Source organism: Streptomyces sp. NPDC094147 (assembly GCF_044764265.1).
GTDB lineage: Bacteria > Actinomycetota > Actinomycetes > Streptomycetales > Streptomycetaceae > Streptomyces.
In genome coordinates, this window is record NZ_JBIWHT010000012.1 from 123297 (window position 1) to 142406 (window position 19110).

General features: G+C 69.8%; 15 protein-coding genes. 5 read left to right on the plus strand and 10 right to left on the minus strand.

Annotated features, from left to right (window positions below; all coding sequences use genetic code 11):
* Positions 1-30 precede the first annotated feature (30 nt).
* Positions 31-546, minus strand: coding sequence for an NUDIX domain-containing protein (locus tag ACIQ8J_RS19855; protein WP_403272918.1), 516 nt, complete (start codon positions 544-546; stop codon positions 31-33).
* A gap of 149 nt (positions 547-695) precedes the next feature.
* Between ACIQ8J_RS19855 and ACIQ8J_RS19860 the strand changes: the two genes are divergently transcribed.
* Together ACIQ8J_RS19860 and ACIQ8J_RS19865 are read left to right on the plus strand one after the other, a co-directional pair.
* On the plus strand, positions 696-2051 hold the full coding sequence (locus ACIQ8J_RS19860) for a helix-turn-helix transcriptional regulator (protein WP_403607895.1): 1356 nt from the start codon (positions 696-698) through the stop codon (positions 2049-2051).
* Positions 2052-2068: 17 nt separating this feature from the next.
* Positions 2069-2428, plus strand: a complete 360-nt coding sequence (locus ACIQ8J_RS19865) for a hypothetical protein (RefSeq protein ID WP_403272916.1) — start codon at positions 2069-2071, stop codon at positions 2426-2428.
* 94 nt (positions 2429-2522) lie between these two features.
* On the opposite strand, the gene ACIQ8J_RS19870 is transcribed toward ACIQ8J_RS19865, so the two are convergent.
* The 6 genes from ACIQ8J_RS19870 to ACIQ8J_RS19895 are packed head-to-tail and all read right to left on the minus strand — an operon-like array spanning position 2523 to position 12049.
* Positions 2523-5531 (minus strand): alpha-mannosidase, encoded by a 3009-nt coding sequence (locus tag ACIQ8J_RS19870; protein ID WP_403272914.1) that lies wholly within the window; start codon positions 5529-5531, stop codon positions 2523-2525.
* 34 nt (positions 5532-5565) lie between these two features.
* Positions 5566-7605 (minus strand): endo-beta-N-acetylglucosaminidase, encoded by a 2040-nt coding sequence (locus ACIQ8J_RS19875; RefSeq protein ID WP_403272913.1) that lies wholly within the window; start codon positions 7603-7605, stop codon positions 5566-5568.
* A 22-nt stretch (positions 7606-7627) separates the two neighbouring features.
* Entirely contained in the window at positions 7628-8869 is a 1242-nt protein-coding gene (locus ACIQ8J_RS19880) for a glycosyl hydrolase (RefSeq protein WP_403272912.1), read from the minus strand.
* A 42-nt stretch (positions 8870-8911) separates the two neighbouring features.
* Positions 8912-9778, minus strand: a complete 867-nt coding sequence (locus tag ACIQ8J_RS19885; RefSeq protein WP_403272911.1) for a carbohydrate ABC transporter permease — start codon at positions 9776-9778, stop codon at positions 8912-8914.
* Positions 9778-10698: a carbohydrate ABC transporter permease gene (locus tag ACIQ8J_RS19890; protein WP_403273044.1), complete on the minus strand. Its 921-nt coding sequence runs from the start codon at positions 10696-10698 to the stop codon at positions 9778-9780. Before ACIQ8J_RS19890 ends, ACIQ8J_RS19885 begins: the two co-directional genes overlap by 1 nt.
* A gap of 55 nt (positions 10699-10753) precedes the next feature.
* The gene (locus ACIQ8J_RS19895) at positions 10754-12049 is read right to left on the minus strand and encodes an ABC transporter substrate-binding protein (protein ID WP_403272910.1); all 1296 of its coding nucleotides are present in this window, start codon (positions 12047-12049) and stop codon (positions 10754-10756) included.
* 201 nt (positions 12050-12250) lie between these two features.
* Between ACIQ8J_RS19895 and ACIQ8J_RS19900 the strand changes: the two genes are divergently transcribed.
* Complete coding sequence (locus ACIQ8J_RS19900) at positions 12251-13363, plus strand: LacI family DNA-binding transcriptional regulator (RefSeq protein ID WP_403272908.1); 1113 nt, start codon at positions 12251-12253, stop codon at positions 13361-13363.
* 148 nt (positions 13364-13511) lie between these two features.
* On the opposite strand, the gene ACIQ8J_RS19905 is transcribed toward ACIQ8J_RS19900, so the two are convergent.
* The 3 genes from ACIQ8J_RS19905 to ACIQ8J_RS19915 form a co-directional block, all read right to left on the minus strand.
* Positions 13512-13751 (minus strand): hypothetical protein, encoded by a 240-nt coding sequence (locus ACIQ8J_RS19905; protein WP_403272907.1) that lies wholly within the window; start codon positions 13749-13751, stop codon positions 13512-13514.
* Between the two features lie 553 nt (positions 13752-14304).
* Positions 14305-16548, minus strand: a complete 2244-nt coding sequence (locus tag ACIQ8J_RS19910; RefSeq protein WP_403272906.1) for a HelD family protein — start codon at positions 16546-16548, stop codon at positions 14305-14307.
* Positions 16549-16713: 165 nt separating this feature from the next.
* Positions 16714-17244 carry an Lrp/AsnC family transcriptional regulator gene (locus ACIQ8J_RS19915; RefSeq protein WP_403272905.1) on the minus strand — a complete coding sequence of 177 codons (531 nt, stop codon included), beginning with the start codon at positions 17242-17244 and terminating at the stop codon, positions 16714-16716.
* A 79-nt stretch (positions 17245-17323) separates the two neighbouring features.
* Here ACIQ8J_RS19915 and ACIQ8J_RS19920 point away from each other — a divergent pair, with 79 nt between their 5' ends.
* The gene (locus ACIQ8J_RS19920; protein ID WP_403272903.1) at positions 17324-18229 is read left to right on the plus strand and encodes an NAD-dependent epimerase/dehydratase family protein; all 906 of its coding nucleotides are present in this window, start codon (positions 17324-17326) and stop codon (positions 18227-18229) included.
* 1 nt (position 18230) lies between these two features.
* Complete coding sequence (locus tag ACIQ8J_RS19925) at positions 18231-19097, plus strand: aldo/keto reductase (RefSeq protein ID WP_403272901.1); 867 nt, start codon at positions 18231-18233, stop codon at positions 19095-19097.
* Positions 19098-19110: the final 13 nt, after the last annotated feature.

Sequence of the window (19110 nt, forward strand, 5' to 3'; positions counted from 1 at the left end):
AGCTCGTCGTCTGGCGAGCGGCTCAGGGGGCTACACCTCGGCGATCTCGCCGAGCTGGTGGAGCGGGAGCCGCATTCCGAAGTCATGCGCTCTCGCTGCGGCTCGAACTCGCGCCGCATGGTGGGGAATCGCGTGGTCATCCAGCTGGCCAGACGGCACCCACTTCACGGCGGAAAGGCGGCCCACTGCGCTCTCAGGGAGACTCACCGCGGCAGCTACGTGGTTGTCCAGCGTCCCGCCGTCCAGCACGAACGTGATGCCCTCGGCCGATGCGCCGTCGCCGTCCAGCGTTACCTGGTCGACCATCAGCAGGTGCGCGATGTGCCGTTCAACACCGGTCTCTTCTCTCAGCTCGCGACGGCCGACCTTGGTTACGGCCTCGTTCCTCTCGACGCTCCCGCCCGGAAGCTGCCAACCCCGCTTCTCGTCGGCGTTCCTGTCCGCAGGCTTCACCATCAGTACGTCTCCGTGCAGGTTGCGCATCAGGACCACGGCCCCGATGTACCACCGGGGCGGCATGGCAGGGTCAACGTCGTTATGTGCCATGGGGATTCCGTTCTCTCGGTGTTTGGACCTCTCCCCCTATGGGGCTTTCCGTGCGGGTCGTCCGTGGCTGCGTCGTGCCTTTAGACAACTCGGGTCCGTTGAGCTGAACCAGAGCGGAAGCAGCGCAGATGTCCGTCATAATCAGCGCATTGACCGCTCTGGCCTGGGAAGTTGTCTCTCAACAGCACAAAGGGGCAAGCATGGGACCACGGCTCAAGCTCGCGGAACGCCGCAAGGTGCTCGGCTACAGTCAAGAGAGGTTGGCCGATGCCCTCGGCGTCGCCACATCGACGGTCGGCCGATGGGAACGGGGGGAGATCGAGCCGCGCGGCTACGTCCGCGCCAAGCTGGCCAGGCTGTTGCACGTCAAGCTTGAGGAGTTGGGGGTACTTCTGGAGCCAGGGACACCAACGCCCAAGGAGCGATCAACCGCGCAGGAAAGGCGGGCGTTCCTCGCCACGTACGGAGCAGTTGACAACTACTTGGGTACGGGTGATCTTGACGAAATGATTCGGCGTGAGTTCCTACGACTGGTCACCGTAACGGGCACGCTCGCCACGCTCCCTGCCGCCGGCGACGCGGTCCCCGTCGAACCCCCCTCGTTCGCATCGACAAGTGACGACATCGCGGGGTACACCGCGATGAACTCGCACTTGTGGCAGATCTTCGCTCTCGCCAAGTCCAAGCGCACCGCTCTGCCCATGGTGCATAGTCACGCGCGAGCTATTGCGGATAGCTTCGCCGACGTACGGACCGAACGCGAGCGCCAAGGCCTGTGCTCCGTGGCGGGCGATCTCTTCCAGCTCGCGGGTGAAGTCCACTTTGACGACAACCGATACACAGATGCCGCACAGTGCTACACCCTTGCGGCGAGCGCCAGCCGCGAAGCCAGAAACCCGGATCTGCTGGCTTGCGCACTGACACGACATGCCTTTGTCAGCATCTACGACCGGAATTCCCGGGATGCCGCGTCTCTGCTGGCCGTGGCTGCCGATGCCGCCAAGCGCGGTGACACGCAGCTGTCAACACGTCATTGGGTGGCCGCCATTCAAGCAGAGGTGTTCGCGACCCTCGGCGACCTGAACTCCTGCAAACGAGCTCTGGATCAAGCAGAGGAAGTTCATTTCCTCAACGGCGCGATTCATAACGGTGGTTGGCTTCGATTCGACGGGTCCCGCCTCGCCGAGGAACGCGGTACCTGTTACGTCGCGCTCGGCAGACCAGACCTGGCAGAGCAAGCACTCTCCGTAGCGCTTGACCAGCCGTTGTCTCTCCGGCGCCGTGCCAGCGTCCTAACGGACCTTGCTGCCCTCGGAGTTCAAAGGCGCGACATCGACCAGCTCGTCAGCTACGCATCACAGGCGATACACCTCGCCTCGCAGACCAAGTCCGGGTACGTCGTCCGCAAGCTGCAAGGACTCCAGGGGCACATTCAGCCCCTGATGTCTGACGGACGCGTATCAAACCTCAGTGATCAGATCTCGGCATTCGAGATGACCGCCTAGTGAGTGGGGACGCTACGTTGCAGAACGAAAACGGCCGAATCTTCCGCGAGGCATGGATCTCCGGCGTGGTGAAGCACTATCCCGGTGAGCCGAAACCCGGGTATGTCACGCCATGGGAAGAGACCCCCGAGTGGGAGCGTGATGCCGCCGCCGCGGTCTGCGCGCAGGTACGGGACTTCATTCGAGCAAGCAGCGGAAGCACAGCAAGGCTGTCCCGCGAGCAGAAGGGGCGATTCGTCGCCATCTGCTGGATTGCCCAAATTTACAAGCACTTTGAGAGCCCCAAGCCCGGCTATGCAGCCGATTGGGCGCAGCTGCCCGAGTGGCAGCGCGAGACAGACGCCGACATCTTCCAGGCCATCGAAACGGCCAACTGACACCGCCCGCCGGGCCCCGGCACGGGGAGCTGCGCCCCCAGCCCCCGTGCCGGGGCCCGGGGGCGGGCTGGGGGCGGAGCACCCAGGGCAAGCGCTAACGCCTCGTGAACCGCAGTGTGCGCAGTTCGAACGGGCGCAAGGTCACCGGCACGGCCCCCTCCGCCAACTCGCCCTCCCCGAGCGGGCGTTCCAGCAGGTCGGTCACGGTCACCCCCCGCACGGGGAATCCCGGCGTCACGGTCGCCCGCGCCCGGCCACCCCGCGCCTCGTGGAAGCGGACCACCACATCCCCGCTCCCGTCGTCCGCCAGCTTCACCGCCGTGACGACAACCGCGTCGTTGTCGACCTCGACCAGGGGCGCGACCGGAGCGGACCCGCGAACCGTCCGCTCGGGCAGGTTCAGCCGGTAGCCCTCCCGCACCGCGTCGCCGATCGTCGCGCCCGGCACCAGCGCGTGGCGGAAGCGGTGCAGGCCCTGGTCGGTCTCGGGGTCGGGGAAGCGCGGGGCGCGGAGGAGGGAGACCCGCAGGGTCGTCGTCGTACCCGAGTCGGAGGGACGTACCGTGCGCGTCACGTCGTGGCCGTACGTCGAGTCGGTGACCAGCGCCACCCCCCACCCCGGCTCCTCCAGGTGGACGAACCGGTGGTTGCACGCCTCGAACTTGGCCGCCTCCCAGCTGGTGTTGGTGTGCGTGGCCCGGTGGAAGTGCCCGAACTGGGTCTCGGACGCGTACCGCTCGGCATGCACATCCAGCGGGAAGGCCAGCTTCAGGAACTTCTCCGTCTCGTGCCAGTCCACCTCGGTGTCGATGTCCAGGCGGGGAGAGAGAGGGGCCAGCGTCAGGAGCTGGGTGACCTTCGACGCCCCGAAGGTGCGGACCACCCGCACCGACGTGCCCTCCCCCGCCACCACCTCGTCCGCCTCGACCAGATCCGTCACCGTGTTGCGGTAGAACGCGTCGACGTCCCACGCGTCCCACATGTTCGGGAAGTCGGGGTGGATCTGGAGCAGGTTCGCGGGGCGGTCCGGCGCGATCGCCTCCCGGTCCGCCTCGATGTCGTACGCCGAGACCACCAGGCCCCGCCCGTCGATCACCACCCGCAGCCGTCCGTTGTCGAGGACGAAGCCCCCGTTCGGGGCGACGGACCGCTCGGCGGGCGCCTGAGCCGCCGGGGCCGCCGCGCCGCCCGCCGCCACTCCGTGCCGCGCGTGCGGCGCCGCGTTGAAGACCAGGCTCTCGCCGCCCTCGCCCGCCAGCGCGCGCTGGGCGGATTCGATGAGGCCGGTCAGCTCGGCGGCCACGGCCGCGTACGTCTTCTCCGCCTCCCGGTGCACCCAGGCGATCGACGACCCCGGCAGGATGTCGTGGAACTGGTGGAGGAGGACCGTCTTCCAGATCCGGTCCAACTCCGCGTGGGGATAGGCGAATTCGGCGTCCCGTACCGCCGCCGTCGCCGACCACAGCTCCGCCTCCCGCAGCAGGTGCTCGCTGCGGCGGTTGCCCTGCTTCGTCCTGGCCTGGCTGGTGAGCGTGGCCCGGTGCAGTTCCAGGTAGAGCTCGCCGACCCACACCGGCGGGTTCGGGTACTCGGCCTCCGCCTTCTCGAAGAACTCCGCGGGTGTCTCCCAGACAACCTGCGCGCTGCCCTCCAGGTTCCGCAGCCGGGCCGCCTTGGCGATCATCTCGCGGGTGGTGCCGCCGCCCCCGTCGCCCCAGCCGGTCGGCGCGAGCGAGTGCCGGGCGACGCCCTTGTCCTTGAAGTTCCTGGCCGCGTGGGCGATCTCGCTGCCCTTCATGGCGCAGTTGTACGTGTCGACGGGCGGGAAGTGGGTGAAGATCCGGGTGCCGTCGATGCCCTCCCACTGGAAGGTGTGGTGCGGAAACTTGTTGGTCTGGGACCAGGAGATCTTCTGGGTCAGGAGCCACTTCGAGCCTGCCGCCTTGATGATCTGCGGAAGGCCGGCCGCGAAGCCGAAGGTGTCCGGCAGCCACGCCTCGTCGTTCTCGACGCCGAACTCGTCCAGGAAGAAGCGCTTGCCGTGCACGAACTGGCGGGCCATCGCCTCCGATCCGGGCATGTTGGTGTCCGCCTCGACCCACATGCCGCCGGCCGGTACGAATCGGCCGGCGGCGACCGCCTTGACGACCTTCGCCCACACCTCCGGCCGGTGCTCCTTGATCCACGCCCACTGCTGGGCCTGCGACATGGAGAAGACGAACTCGGGCTCGTCGTCCAGGAGCGCCGTCATGTTGGACGTCGTACGGGCCACCTTGCGCACCGTCTCGCGCAGCGGCCACAGCCACGCCGAGTCGATGTGCGCGTGGCCGACCGCGCTGATGCGGTGGGCGGAGGGTTCGGCGGGCGAGGCCAGTACGTCGGCGAGCAGTGAACGGGCCTTCCCCGCCGAGCCGTTGATGTCCTGGAGGTCCAGAGCGTCCAGCGCGCGGTCCACTGCCCGCAGGATGTCCCAGCGCCGGGCCGATTCGACGGGAAGCTCCTGCATCAGCTCGCCGAGCACCTCCAGGTCGATGACCAGCCGCCACACCGTCTCGTCGAAGACGGCGAGGTCCATCCGGGTCAGCTTGTACTGCGGCTCGGTCCCCGCGGTCTCCTGGTCGCCCAGCTGGGTGGGCAGGAAGGGGTGGTAGTCCAGGATCACCGGGTTGGACGCCGCCTCGATGTGCAGCCGCACCTCTTCGCCCCCGTCGACCGGGGCTCCGATGCGTACCCACTGGTTGCGCGGGTTGAGGCCCTTCACCGGAGTGCCGTCGGGCCGGTAGACCAGGCCCTCGCACTGGAAGCCCGGCATGTTCTCGTCGAAGCCGAGGTCGAGGATCGCCTCGACGGACCGGCCCGCCCATTCCTCGGGCACCCGCCCGCTCACCCGGAACCAGCTGGTGCCCCAGGGCGGGCCCCACAGGTCGCCGACCGCGATCGGGTGCGGCTCGGCGGCCAGTCCCTCCTCCACCGGTACCGGCTCACCGGGCGCGTTCCAGACGGCGACCTCCAGCGGCACCGACTCGGGGTGGACGGCGGGGCGGACGCGCTCGTCCAGAACGCGCTTGAGGCGGGCTTCGACCAGGCCGCGGTCGTCATGCATGAGGGGTGTCCCTTTCGCTTGCGATGAGTGCGGGTTACCAGGAGTGGACGGCCGGGGCCGCGCCGGACGCGGTGTACAGCTCGCCTATGGCGCGCACCTCGAAGTGTGCTTGCCTCTCGCCCTGTTCGGGTACCGGGCCGGGCACGAAGTACGCCTTCTGGCAGGTGCCGCCGAGGAAGCGCCGGGTGCCGTCGGGCAGGATCCGGTGCAGCTCGTAGTGGCGTACGGGACCTGGGGCGGGCCGCCAGCTGAAGCGCAGGCCGTCCGACCCGGCAGCCACCTTCAACTCGGCGGGTGCGCCCGGTACTTGTACGTCCTCCCGCACGGCCAGCGCGCCGATCCGGTACTTCAGCGGGCCGCTCGCGGTGAGGCGTACGCCCAGAGCCTTCGCCGTCCCGGACAGGCCCTTGAGGCTCAGGGTCGTCGTCGCCCAGCCGCCGCCCGTGCGCAGGGTCCCGGCGGGGAGGTAGGTGTACGGGTAGGGGGCACCCGCCTTCGCGGGCTCGGCCGTCGCCACGGCCAGCTCGACCGTGATGTCTCCCCGGTCCGCGCGGTGGGTGAGCTCGACCACCGTACGGCCGGTGAGCGGAAGGCGCGTCGCGTAGAGGTCGAGGGTGACGGGCGCGCCCGGCGCTCCGTCGACCAGGACGCTGCTGCCGCCGCGCCAGGCGTCCGCGAAGTCGAAGGTGACGGCGGGGTGCCGGCCGGTGGTGCGGGTGACCCAGCGGCGCGACGGCAGCCGGTCCTGGAGGCCCAGGTGGTTCCAGGCGGCGGTGGAGGTCACCTTGCCGCCGTCGTACCAGCGCGGTCCGTGCCCGGTGTTGAACGTCGTCGCGAAGGGCAGCGCGCTCACCGTCGAGCGGTCGGCGACGGCGAGGGCCGGGGCGCGCCAGGACGCGCCGGTGTCGGGCCGCGAGGGGTCGAGGGAGGGGCCGGTCCAGAAGCGGTCGTCGGCCGCGTGGAAGTCGCCAGGGGTGCGGTTCGCGGGGAGGTGGCCCAGCGTCCACTCGGGCCGGTAGAAGCCGTAGGAGACGATGTGCGCCCTGCCGCTCGGGACGATGGCGTCCCAGTCCACGGGCGTGTCCCAGCCGTTGGACTCCACGTCCACGCCCGCCCTCAACTCGTAGCGGCTGCGGCCCAGTTGGTCGGCCTTGCGCCCGGAGGAGGCCAGCGTGTTCGCCGTCCAGCGGAAGTCGAGGAACATGTCGTCGGCTGCCTGGTAGAACGCCTGGTTCTGGCTGTTGAGCGCGCCCTGCCAGCTCACCGAGCCGTTCGCGGTCATCGAGTCGTACCAGGTGACGCGCTGCCCCTTGGCCGCGCCGAGCGACGTCAGCTCCTTGAGGAAGCCGAGCATGTCCGCGGCGAGTGCGGTGTTGCCGCCGTCGGTCTCGGCGTTGATGAACCAGCCGTCGAAGCCGTACGCGGCGGCGACCGCGACGAGCTGGGCCGCCAGCGGGTAGCGCCCGGAGGCGTCCTTCTGGACCAGGTCGCGGGTCCACTGGAGCTGTCCCCCGTAGGCGACGGGCGGCAGGAAGACGTTTCCGAGCACGGGCACGCCGTGGCGGTGGGCGGCGTCCACGATCGGCGCGTTCGGCGCGAGGATCAGCCCCTCGCCCGAGGAGCCGCCCCAGAAGACCAGTTCGTCGATGTACGCCCAGTGCGTGAGGGCGTAGTAGTCGGCGGTGGCGGCGCCCTGCGACGGGTTGCCGGCGGTGGGGCCGAACGAGACGAGGGACTGGATGCGGGCCTGGCCGCTGCGGGCGGTCGGGTTCACCGCGGTGGGCGTGAAGCGCGCGGCGAGCGGCACGGACGCCGCGTTGAACGCCAGATCGGCGTCGCTCGCCGCGCGCCAGGCCTTGAGGCTGCGCCAGGTGATGCCGGTACCCGGGCTGCCCGAGGGCAGCGAGTCCGGATACCAGTAGGAGGCGTACGGCTGGAGGGAGGCGGCGGTGTCCCCCTCGAATGTGGCGAGATCGGCGCCAACCGCCTTGGCCGTCGCGGGAGTTGACGGCAGCACGGCGGCCGTTGCGCCGGCTCCGGCGGCGAGCAGGACGGTGCGTCTGGTGGGGTTCACGGGGTGCCTCCTGGCGGGAGCGTTACCGGACCTGGTCGGGGGTGACGACTTCGGTGATGCCGCGTGCGGCGAGGTGGTCGTGGTCCTGTGCGCGCGAGTCGAGGACGGTGGTGGGGCGGGCGCCGTCGGCGGTCAGCCGGAAGAACGCCTCGAAGACGGGTTCGCCGGGGGCGCACGCGGAGCGGCGCGACGGCTCCTCGGGGACGACCAGCGCGGTGGTGCGGGGTGCGGGGGCGTGGGTGCGTACGCCGTCACGGAACGCGGCGGCGGTCCGCGCCAGCACCTGGGCGGTGTCCTTCGGGCGGCGGTCGTTGGTCAACAGGCCGAGCCCGTATTCGAGTTCGGGGAAGTCGGCGAGTTCGCGCGAGACGTCGTGGGAGCACCACCAGGTGATGCCCCACAGGTCCGGGCAGTCCAGGGCGTTCTCGACGGTCGACTCGGTGAAGCGGGCGGCGTGCACGGGCGGCACCAGCGGGGCGGGCGCGCCGACCTCCTGGAGCCAGACCGGGCGGTGCGGGTCGTCGGCCCAGGCCTTGGACAGCTCGATCAGATAGGCGGCGTGGTGCTCGGTCGCCACGGAGAGGCGCCCGTGGAGCTGCGCGGTGCCGTTGAACACCCAGGAGTGGACGGCGGTCAGCGCACCGCGCCGGGCGGCCTGGGCCGGGGTGAACGGCATGTCGTCCTGGTACCAGCACGCGTCGTACTCGGCGTGCAGATGGAGCCGGCCCGGCGCGCCCTGTTCGCAGGCCGCCAGCATCCGCTCCAGCCAGGTGTCGATCTCGGCCGGGGTGGCCCGGTCGGGGTCGGGGTGCGGGCCCGCCGAGAACTGGTTGACCTCGTTGCCCAGGGTCATGCCGATGAAGTTGGGCCGGTCGGCGAGGGCGGCGGCCAGGGTGCGCAGATAGGCGGCCTGCCCGTCGGCGATCTCGGGGTCGGTGAAGAGGTTGCGGCGGTGCCAGGTTCGGGTCCAGGCGGGCAGGAAGTCGAAGCTGGATAGATGGCCCTGGAGACCGTCGACGTTGACGTCCAGGCCGCGTTCGGCGGCGGCGTCCGCGAGCTTCACGAGGTGTTCGACCGCGCGGGGCCGGATCAGGGTGCGGTTGGGCTGGAAGTAGGGCCAGAGCGGGAAGACGCGTACGTGGTCGAGGCCGAGGGCCGCGATCGAGTCGAGGTCGGCGCGCACCGCGTCCGGGTCGTAGTCGAGCCAGTGGTGGAACCAGCCTTGGCTGGGCGTGTAGTTGACGCCGAAGCGGGGGGCCGTCATGGGGTGTGCTCCAAGCTAGTTCTGCGGAAGGGGAGTTGGTGTTCAGCCCTTGACGGCGCCCTCGCCGACGCCCTTGAAGAAGAACCGCTGCAGGCAGGCGAACATCACGATCAGCGGCGCGACGGCGATGACGGTGCCCGCCGCGACGACCCGCTGGTTGTTGGAGAACGTGCCGTGCAGGAAGTTCAGGCCGACGGTGAGCGTGAAGTGGTCGGAGTCGGACAGCACGATCAGGGGCCACAGGAAGTCGTCCCAGGCGCCCATGAAGGCGAAGATCGCGACGACCGCGAGGGTGCCCTTGACGGCGGGCAGCGCGATGCGGGTGAACCGCTGCCAGACGTTGGCGCCGTCCACGACGGCCGCCTCTTCGATCTCGTACGGAAGGTTGTCGAAGGCGTTCCGCATCAGCAGCACGTTCATCGCGCCGATGCAGCCGGGCAGCACGACGGCGACCAGGGTGTTGTTGAGTTCGAGGGTGCGCATGGTCGCGAACTGGGCCAGCATGGTCGCTTCCATCGGCACCAGGAGGGCCAGCACGAAGACGATCCCGGCGGCGCCCCGGCCCTTGAACCGGAGCCGGGAGAGCGCGTATCCGGCCATCGCGGCGCCGGCCACATTGGTCGCCACGTTGCTGACGGCGACCTTCACGGAGTTCAGGACGAAGTCCCAGACCGGGATGATGTCGGCGACGCCCCGGTAGTTGGCGAAGGTCGGATGCTCGGGCAGCAGTCCGGGCGGCGAGGTGTAGATGTCCTCGGTGGTGCCCTTGAGCGAGGTGGACAGCTGCCACAGGAACGGCCCGATCATGATCAGCAGCACGATCAGGAGGGCCGCGTACCGCAGCGCCTTGCGCCAGCGGGGTACGCCTCCCCGGCGCGGCGGGGCGGGGGTGCGGGTGACGGCGGCCATCAGTCCTTGTCCTTCCGGTCGGCCCGCAGCACGAGGAGCATCAGGACCAGGGTCAGCAGGAACAGCACGATCGACATGGCCGAGGCGTAGCCGGTGCGGCCCTGGAGTCCGGTGCCGACCCGCTGGATGAGCATGACGAGGGTGGTGTCGGCGCCGCCGGGTCCGCCGGTCTGCCCGGCGATCATGAAGACCTCGGTGAAGACCTTGAAGGCGGAGACCGAGGAGAGGGCGGCGACCAGGACCATGGTGGAGCGCACGGACGGCATGGTGATGGAGACGAAGCGGCGGACGGGGCCCGCGCCGTCGACCTCGGCGGCCTCGTGCAGCTCCCTGGGTACGTTCGCGAGCGCCGCCAAGTAAATGATCATGTAGTAACCGAGGCCCTTCCACACGGTCAGCGCCATCGAACTGAGCAGCAGCAGCCACTGGTTGGACAGGAACGGCACCGGGTCCACGCCCACCAGGCGCAGGACGCCGTTGACCAGGCCCCGGTCGTCCAGCATCCACACCCACATCAGGGAGACGACCACCACGGACGCCACGACCGGTGTGTAGTACGCGGACCGGAAGAAGGCGATGCCGGGGATGTGCCGCTGCACCAGGAGCGCGAGCAGCAGCGGCAGGAAGACCAGGCAGGGCACGACCAGGACCACGTACAGCGCGCTGTTGCGCAGCGCCACCCAGAACTGCTCGTCGTCCAGGAGCGCGGTGAAGTTGTCGAAGCCGACGAAGCTGCCGGTGGTGAGGGTGCGGGCGTCGGTGAACGACTTCCACACGGTGGCGAGGAACGGGTAGAGGTTGAACGCCAGGGTGACCAGGAGGGCCGGCGCCAGGAACAGCCAGGGGCTGAACGGCTTGTGGGTGCGGGCGGCGGCGCGGCCCGCGCGCTCGCCGGTGGCGGCGGCGCGCGGGCGGCCCATGGCCCCCTGGACGGTGACATGCCGGGTCGAGGTGCTCATCGAGGGGCCCGCCGGGTCACTTCTGCTCAAGCAGCTTGGTCATCTGGCCCGCCGCGCTGTCCAGGGCCTCCTTCGGGGACTCCTTGCCCTGGAGGCACTTGGCGATCTCGTTGCGCAGGATCGTCTTCATCTCGTCGCTGAACAGGACCGGGGTGTAGTTGACGGCGGTCGGCAGCATCTTGGCCGAGGCGACCCGGATCTTGCCCTCCTCCGTACCGTCGGCCCTGGTCCAGTACTCCTTGTCGAGCGACCCCTTGGTGCTGGGGAAGACGGCGACTTTGTGGCCGAAGTCCTCCTGGTTCTTCTGGTCGGTTACGAAGTGCGCGAAGGCGAGCGCGGTCGCGGCGTTCTTGCTCTGCGAGTTGACCGAGAGTCCCTGCAAGTACATGTTCTGCTTGCCGGTGTTGGTCGGTACGTCGGTGATGCCGAGGCTGCTGTAGAGCGTCGGGGCGTTCTTCTTGAAGGTGTCCAGGTCGTGGGCGCTGCCCGGGTTCATGGCGACCTCCTGCTGGAGGAACTTCTGCCCGGCCGTCTCGGCGGTCAGCGTCAGCGCCTGTTTGTGCAGCCCGCCTTCCTTGAACATGTCCTGATACTTCGCCAGGAAGTCGACACCCTTGGCGTCGTTGAAGGTGAAGCTCTTCCCGTCCTTGCTCATGATGTCGACGCCGTACCGCCCGAAGTCCTCGACGGTCGGCGGCTGCGCGAGGGTCGCCTTGCCCTTCTTCGCCAACTGGGCGGCGTCCGCGAAGAGTTCGTCGAACGTCTTGGGCGCCTTCTCCGGATCGAGGCCCGCGTCCTTGAACATGGCCTTGTTGTAGAAGAGCGGGCCGGTGTTGAGGTACCAGGGAAGGGCGTACGAGCCGTCCAGGCCCGGCATGCCGAAGCCCTGCCAGGCGCCGTCGAGGTACTCGGGCTTGAACTTGGCGGCGACCTTGTCCTTGTCCAGGTTGAGCAGGGTGCCCGCCTTGGCGAGCGGATAGGCGAGATCCGGGGAGAGGTTCACGACATCGGGCAGGGTGCCGGCGGAGGCGTCGGCGCTCAGCTTGTCGGCGTAGTTGTCGGCGGGCTGGTCCACCCATTTCACCTTGGTGCCGGGGTTCGCCTTCTCAAAGTCCTGGATGACGCCGTCGAAGTAGTCCTTGAAGTTGGCGCGGAGGTTCCAGGTCTGGAACTTGATCTCGCCCTCGACCTTCCCGTCGGTGGCGGAACCCGCGCCGCTCCCGCCGCCACCGCACGCGGTGAGCACGGTGAGCGAGAGGGCCGCGCCGAGCCCGACGGCCGTCCGGATCGCGACACTGCGATGAATGGACATGAGTGGCTGACTCCTTCGCCTCGTCCCGATGACGTTGCCGCACACCATGCAGCGCGAATTAATTGGCCGTCAATACCGAATAAGTGAGCCCATTGGCTAAACTCGCAGGTCAGCACAGCTAAATAGGACTAAAGTCCCGAAAAACAGCGGACAACTAAGGCGCTTTAGTTCCGATCAGCTAAACCGCGTTACCATCGGCGCATGAGCGAGATCGAAAACGATGCGTCGCCGCCCCGCCGCCCGACCATGAAAGACGTGGCCAGAGAGGCCGGCGTCTCCACGAGCGCCGTCTCCTTCGCCCTCAACAACCGGCCCGGGGTGTCCGATTCGACCCGCCGCCGGGTGATACGGGTCGCCGACCGGCTCGGCTGGCGGCCCAGCTCAGCCGCCCGCGCGCTCTCCGGCGAGAACGCCGGCGCGGTCGGCATGGTGCTCGCCCGCCCGGCGGACAGCCTGGGCGTGGAGTCGTTCTTCCTCCAGCTCGTCTCGGGCATCCAGGCGAGCCTCGCCCCGCGCGACCACGCGCTGGTCTTCCAGATGGTCGAGGACGTCCAGGCGGAGTGCGAGCTGTACCGGCGCTGGTGGGCGGAGGGCCGCGTCGACGGGGTGATCGTGGTCGACCCGAGGGTCTCCGACCCCCGCCCCGAGACCCTCGCGGTCCTCGGCCTGCCCGCCGTCATCATCGGCGGCACGGAGGCACCCGGGAACCCGGGCGCGCCTCAACTCCCGCGCCAGGCACGGCTGTCCAACATCTGGGCCGACGACTCCGGCGCGATGGACCTGATCGTCCGTCATCTGTACGCGCTCGGCCACCGCCGCATCGCCCACATCGCGGGCACGCCGGGCTTCGCCCACACGGCCCGCAGGATCGCCTCACTGCGAGCGGCGGCCCGCAGGCTGAACCTGGAACACGCGGTGTCCGTGACAACGGACTTCACGGACCGCCAGGGGGCCAAGGCGGCAAGGAGACTGTTCTCGGGGCCGACCCCGCCCACCGCCCTCATCTGCGACAACGAGGTGATGGCGGTGGCGGCGGTGAGCGTGGCCGCCGAGCGCGGACTGCTGATCCCCCGGGACGTCTCGGTGGTGTCCTGGGAGGACTCGGTGATCTGCCACACCCTGCACCCCCAACTCACCGCGCTGGTAAGGAAGGCGGACGAGTTCGGCCACCGCGCCGCGCAGCAGTTGCTCGACCTCCTCGACGGCGGCGAACCCCGCCAGGTCCAGGACCCGCTGCCGCGCCTCCAGCCCCGCGAGAGCACGGCGCCGCCGCCGGGGCCCTGGAGCTCCGCCCCAGACCCCGCTCGCACCTGAAGGGCGCTCGTCCTCGAACTCTCCCCAAGGCCTCAAGGGCCAGGGGGGACCCCCATGACGGACGGACCGGGTATGCACCCTGCCAGGGGCGCGGGGACCTGCGCGACAAGCCACCCACGGCCCGCAGCGCGTCCAACGCGTCAAGAAGTCATGGCCGTTGAAGAACCGGTCCGAGAAATGAACGGACGCCTCTTTTGACCTTAAGCGTCTCCCGAATGGCCCGCTGGTCATTGATATTGCCACGGGTCCGCGCGATAAAGATGTCGACGCCGGAATCCCCACCGAGGATGGCGAGCGTCTCGATCAATTTCCCACTTCGGGTCGGGTGAATACAAATGCGCCGCAGCTGGTTGCCGGCGACACCCACAGGAATGGCCCAATGAGCCATGCGAGTTTTCCACCTCCCTGCCGAACTGGAGCGGGAGTTCAGGGGAGTCCCCCCCTGACGGCCGTGCGACCACACCGTACGCACCACGGATGCTGGTACAGGAACGTCTTGCGTATGCGCTGCCAACGCATTGTGCAGCCCCAGGCGGGGTCGTCCGGGCATGGGGGGGATCACCCCCAAGGGGCGGGGGAATCATTTCGTCTTCCCCGTTCGGGTGAATCCAGGCGTGTCCATTCAATGGGTCAGACAGTTACAGGGGTTGCTCGAACGAGCCGCCGAGTCGGCGCCAAACTCCATTTCACAGCAAGGGGATTACTGTGCTCCCAATTCTCTCCGTCCTTGGCACTGTCGTGGTCGGGCTTGTCCACGCCGTAGGCATCCTCCTGAAGGTCCTGCTCGGCTAGCAGGAGAGCCGGGGCGGGCGAACTCGAACCGCCACCGCTCTGCGTTCTGGCCGGTAACAAGTCAGGACTGCTCGGGACAGGATCCGAGCCCCTTCCGCACCCGTACGGGCCTGGTCAAGGCCTGTACGGGTGCGGCGCGGTGGGGAGCGTCAGGCCTCCAAGCCGCGCAGCGCCCCCGGCAGGCTCCCCGTATGCAGCACCCCCACCCGCTGCGTGGCCCGAGTCAGGGCGACGTACAGGTCGCTCACCCCGTACTCCCCCGGCTCGACCACCAGCACCGTGTCGAACTCCAGCCCCTTGGCCTGGCGCGGGTCGAGCAGCACGACCTCCCGGGTGAGATCCGGCGCCGCCCCGCACTCCGCACCGGGCAGCGCCGCGAGCAGCGCCCCGTGCAGCACCCCCGGCGCGATCACCGCGAGCCGCCCGGCCCCCGTCGTGGCCGCGACCGACTCCGCCACGGACTCCGCCACCGCAGAGGCAAGCGCGTCGGGTGCGACGCGACGCGCCCAGGGCCGCACCCCCGTCGACCGCACGGAGCGCGGCGGCACGAAGGACGGGTCGGCGTCCCGCAGCACCTCGGCGGCGACGTCCATGATCTCGGCGGGGGTCCGGTAGTTGACGCCGAGCCGGACGTGTTCCCAGTTCCCGTCGGCTACGTACGGCGACAGGATCCGCTCCCAGGACCCGACGCCGGCCGCGTCCGCCGTCTGCGCGGGGTCGCCGACGAGCGTCATGGAGCGGGTCGGGCAGCGCCGCATGAGCAGCCGCCAGGCCATGGCGGACAGTTCCTGCGCCTCGTCCACGATGATGTGGCCGAACGCCCAGGTCCGGTCCGCCGCCGCCCGCTCGGCCGCACTGCGGTGGTCGGCCTCCTCGTGCCGCTCGGCCATCCGCTCGGCGTCGATGATGTTGTGCGCGGCGAGCACCTCGGACTCCTCGTCCTCGAACTCGAAGGTCTCCGAGCCCGCCGAGAGGTCCAGCACGCCCTGCGCGTAGGCGATCCGCTCCTGGCGTTCGGCCTCGGCGGCGGCCCGCGCCGCGCTGTCGTCCTCGCCGAGCAGTTCGGCCGCCTCGTCCAGGAGCGGCACGTCGGCCGGCGTCCAGTCGCCGCCCTCGCGCCGGATCAACTTGGCGTCGCCGTCCGGGAGATGGGCCGGATCGGCGAGGAAGTCCGCGACGAGCCGCTGCGGGGTCAGCATCGGCCACAGCTCCTCGATCGCGGCGTGCACCTCGCGGCTGGTCGCGATCTCCTTGCCCATCTGGGCGGCGTCGTCGGGGCCGAGCAGGTTCGGCCCGCCGAAGGGGTCGGCGCCGATGCGCTCCACGAGCTGGGCGGTGAGCGCGTCGATGATGTGGAAGGCGAAGTGCGGCCGGGCCAGGTTGTGCGGCAGCCCGCTCTCGCGCGCCCGCCACCGGGCGTCCTCCGCCATCGCCCGGTCGAGCTGGATCGTGCCGTACCCCTCGTGCTCGATCTCGACGGCCCACTCGGGCACGGTCTGCCGGTCGCGCACCACCTGGGCGAGCACCTCCGCCATGGCGGCGCGGCCTTTGACCTCGGCCGCCTCCTGGCTGTCGGTGCCGGTCGCGTGCACGCCGGGGAACAGCTCGGACAGGGTGGACAGGAGCACCCCGGTCTCGCCGAGCGAGGGCAGCACATCGCCGATGTAGCCGAGGAACGCCGGGTTGGGCCCGACGATGAGCACGGCCCGCCGGGCGAGCAGCTCGCGGTATTCGTACAGCAGGTACGCCGCCCGGTGCAGCGCGACGACGGTCTTGCCGGTGCCCGGCCCGCCCTCGACCACGAGCACGCCCCGGTGCGGGGCCCGGATGATGCGGTCCTGCTCGGCCTGGATGGTCTGCACGATGTCGTGCATCCGGCCGGTGCGGGCGGCGTCCAGCGCGGCGAGCAGCACCTCGTCGGCGTTGGCGCCCTCGTACCCGGTGCGCTCCGAGTCCGTCAGGTCCAGGAGCTCGTCGTGGAGCGCGGTGACGGTGCGGCCCTGGGTGGTGATGTGCCGCCTGCGCCGCAATCCCATCGGTGAATGCCCGGTGGCGAGATAGAAGGGCCGGGCGACTTCGGCCCGCCAGTCGATCACGACAGGAGTACGTTCCCGATCGTCCCGGCGGATTCCGATGCGCCCGATATGGTGCGTCACCCCGTCCCGGAAATCGAGCCGCCCGAAGCACAGCCCGTTCTCGCCCGCATTGAGGGCAGCGAGCAGCCCGGACTGCTCGGCGACCAGCACATCCCGCTCAAGTCGCGCCTGAAGACCGGTCCCGGCCTGCGACAACGCCGACCGCGTCGCGGCCTCCGCCTGGTCCCGCAGTTCATCGAGGCGGGTGTAGAGGCCGGTGATGAATTGCTGTTCCTTCCGAAATTCCTCGGTTGACAATTCCACTCCTGACGCGTTACAGTGTCCCCATAAGGTTTCCTCGTGACTTCCGCATGGCCGAAGACACGAAACACCCAATATACTCAAGAGAATGCCCCGGATGTCAATTCATCCGGGGCATTCTTCTTTTGCGTACGGCTTTCCCTGGGACTTCGCTGCGGCCGGTCAGCCCGCGGTGGGCGGCAGCAGCGGCTTTCCCTCGCGGCCGCCCACCGGTGAGGAGAGCACGATCGACGTGGTGGTGCGCCCCAGCGCCGAGGTCTGCTCCAGGATCTCCTCCAGGTGGATCGTGTCGGCCACGGCCACCTTGATGATCCAGCAGTCCTCGCCCACCACGTGGTGCACCTCGGTGATCTCCGGCCGCTCCATCAGCTCCAGGGTCCTGGGGTGCTTGAGGTTGTAGCCGCCGTGCGGACTGACCCGGATGAAGGCCTGGATGCCGTAGCCGAGCCGGGCCGTGTCGACCCGCGCCGCGTACCCGGTGATCGCCCCGCTGCTCTCCAGGCGCCGCAGCCGCTCGGTGACCGCGGCCGGGCTCAGCCGGACCCGCCGGCCCAGCTCGCTGAGCTTGATCCGGCCCTCCCGCTGGACGACGTCCAGGAGCTGCCGGTCGACCTGATCGAAGCCCGCCGACGAATCGTGGGCGGCGTTGCGCGAATGCCGTGGTTCTTTCGGTACGGCGGCGAGATCTCCCATGTTTCCCCCTTCAGTCCTCGGCCCGCCAACGTAACACTGGTACCCCGGAGAAACCGCAGGTGGGAAGGGGTTTGACGATATGCGCGAGGTGCTGGTCATCGGAGGCAACCGCTACTTCGGCAAGCGGCTGATCGCGCGGCTGCGCGCGGCCGGTGACCGGGTGACCGTCCTCAACCGCGGCTCGGCGCCACCGCCGCCCGGCGTGGTCCAGCTGATCGCCGACCGCGACGACGAGGCGTCCCTGGTGGCCGCGCTCGGCGAGCGCGCCTTCGACGTGGTGGTCGACCAGGTCTGCTACACCCCGCGCCAGGCGGCCGTCGCCCGCCGCGTCTTCACCGGCCGCACCGCGCGGTACGTCATGACGTCGACGGTCGAGGTGTACGAGTACGAGGACTCGGCCGAGCCGGTCGGCGAGGCGAGCCTCGATCCGCGTACGGTCGTCGTCACGCCCGGTCTCCCCTGGCAGGACCCGGAGTTCCGCGAGCGCCACTACGGCGAGGGCAAGCGCCAGGCCGAGGCGGTGTTCGCGGCGGGCCCCGAGTTCCCGTACGTGTCGGTGCGGGTGGCCCATGTCCTGGGCGGGGCCGACGACTTCACCGGCCGGCTGGCCCACTACGCGGACCGGATCCGCACCGGCGCCCCGGTCGCGGTGGCGGCGGCGAACCGCCCGGCGACGTACATCCACGTGGACGAGATCGCCGAGTTCCTGTTCTGGGTGACCCGGCAGGAGTTCACCGGGCCGGTGAACGCCGCCTCGCACGGGCCGCTGACCACCGAGGACATCGTGTCCGCGATCACGGCCGTACTGGGCGGCGGGCACGGCCCCGTGCGGTACCAGCCGGTCGAGGTCGGCGAGGTCTCGCCGTTCTCCTTCGCCCGCTCGTACGGGATGGACACCTCCCGCGCCACCGCGCTCGGCTTCACCTTCTCGCACACCGACAACTGGCTGACGCGCGCCGTCGGCGAGACGACAGGGGTCAACTGACATGCAGTACCGCACACTTGGACCGTACGAGGTCGGCGCGATCGGCTACGGGGCGATGCCGCTGTCCATCGAGGGCCGCCCCGACGAGGCACGCGCCCTCGCCACCGTGCACGCCGCGCTGGATGCGGGCATCACGCTCATCGACACCGCCGACTCCTACTACGCGCCCGGCGGCGAGCCCGGCCACAACGAGCTCCTCGTCGCCCGCGCCCTCGCCTCGTACGGCGGCGCCACCGACCACGTCCTGGTCGCGACCAAGGGCGGCCGGGGGCGCACCGACGACGGCGGCTGGACGATGAACGGCGACCCGCGCCATCTGCGGCGGGCCGCCGAGGCCTCGCTGAAGCGGCTCGGCGTCGAGGCGATCGGCCTCTACCAGCTGCACAAGCCGGATCCCGGCGTCCCGTTCGCGGAATCCCTCGGCGCACTGCGGGAGTTGGCGGCGGAGGGCAAGATCCGCGCGGTCGGCGTCTCGAACGCGTCCGTCGCCCAGATCCGCGAGGCGAGGTCGGTCCTGGGCGGCCTGCTCGCCTCCGTACAGAACCGCTACTCCCCCGCCGTACGCGACAGCGAGCCCGAGCTGCGGCTCTGCGCCGAGCTCGGGCTCGCCTTCCTGCCGTGGAGCCCGCTGGGCGGGATCTCGCGCAGCGCCCTTGACGGACCGGGCGGCCCCGCGCCGGAATCCGCGTTCCACACGGTGGCGAGGGGCCGGGGCGTCAGCCCGCAACAGGTCGCTCTGGCCTGGCTGCTGACGCTCTCCCCGTCGCTGATCCCGATCCCGGGGGCCAGCCGCCCCGAGTCCGTACGGGACTCGGCGGGCGCGGCCGACCTCGTACTGAGCGGGGAGGAGCTGGCCCTGCTGCCCTGATGGGCCGTCAGGT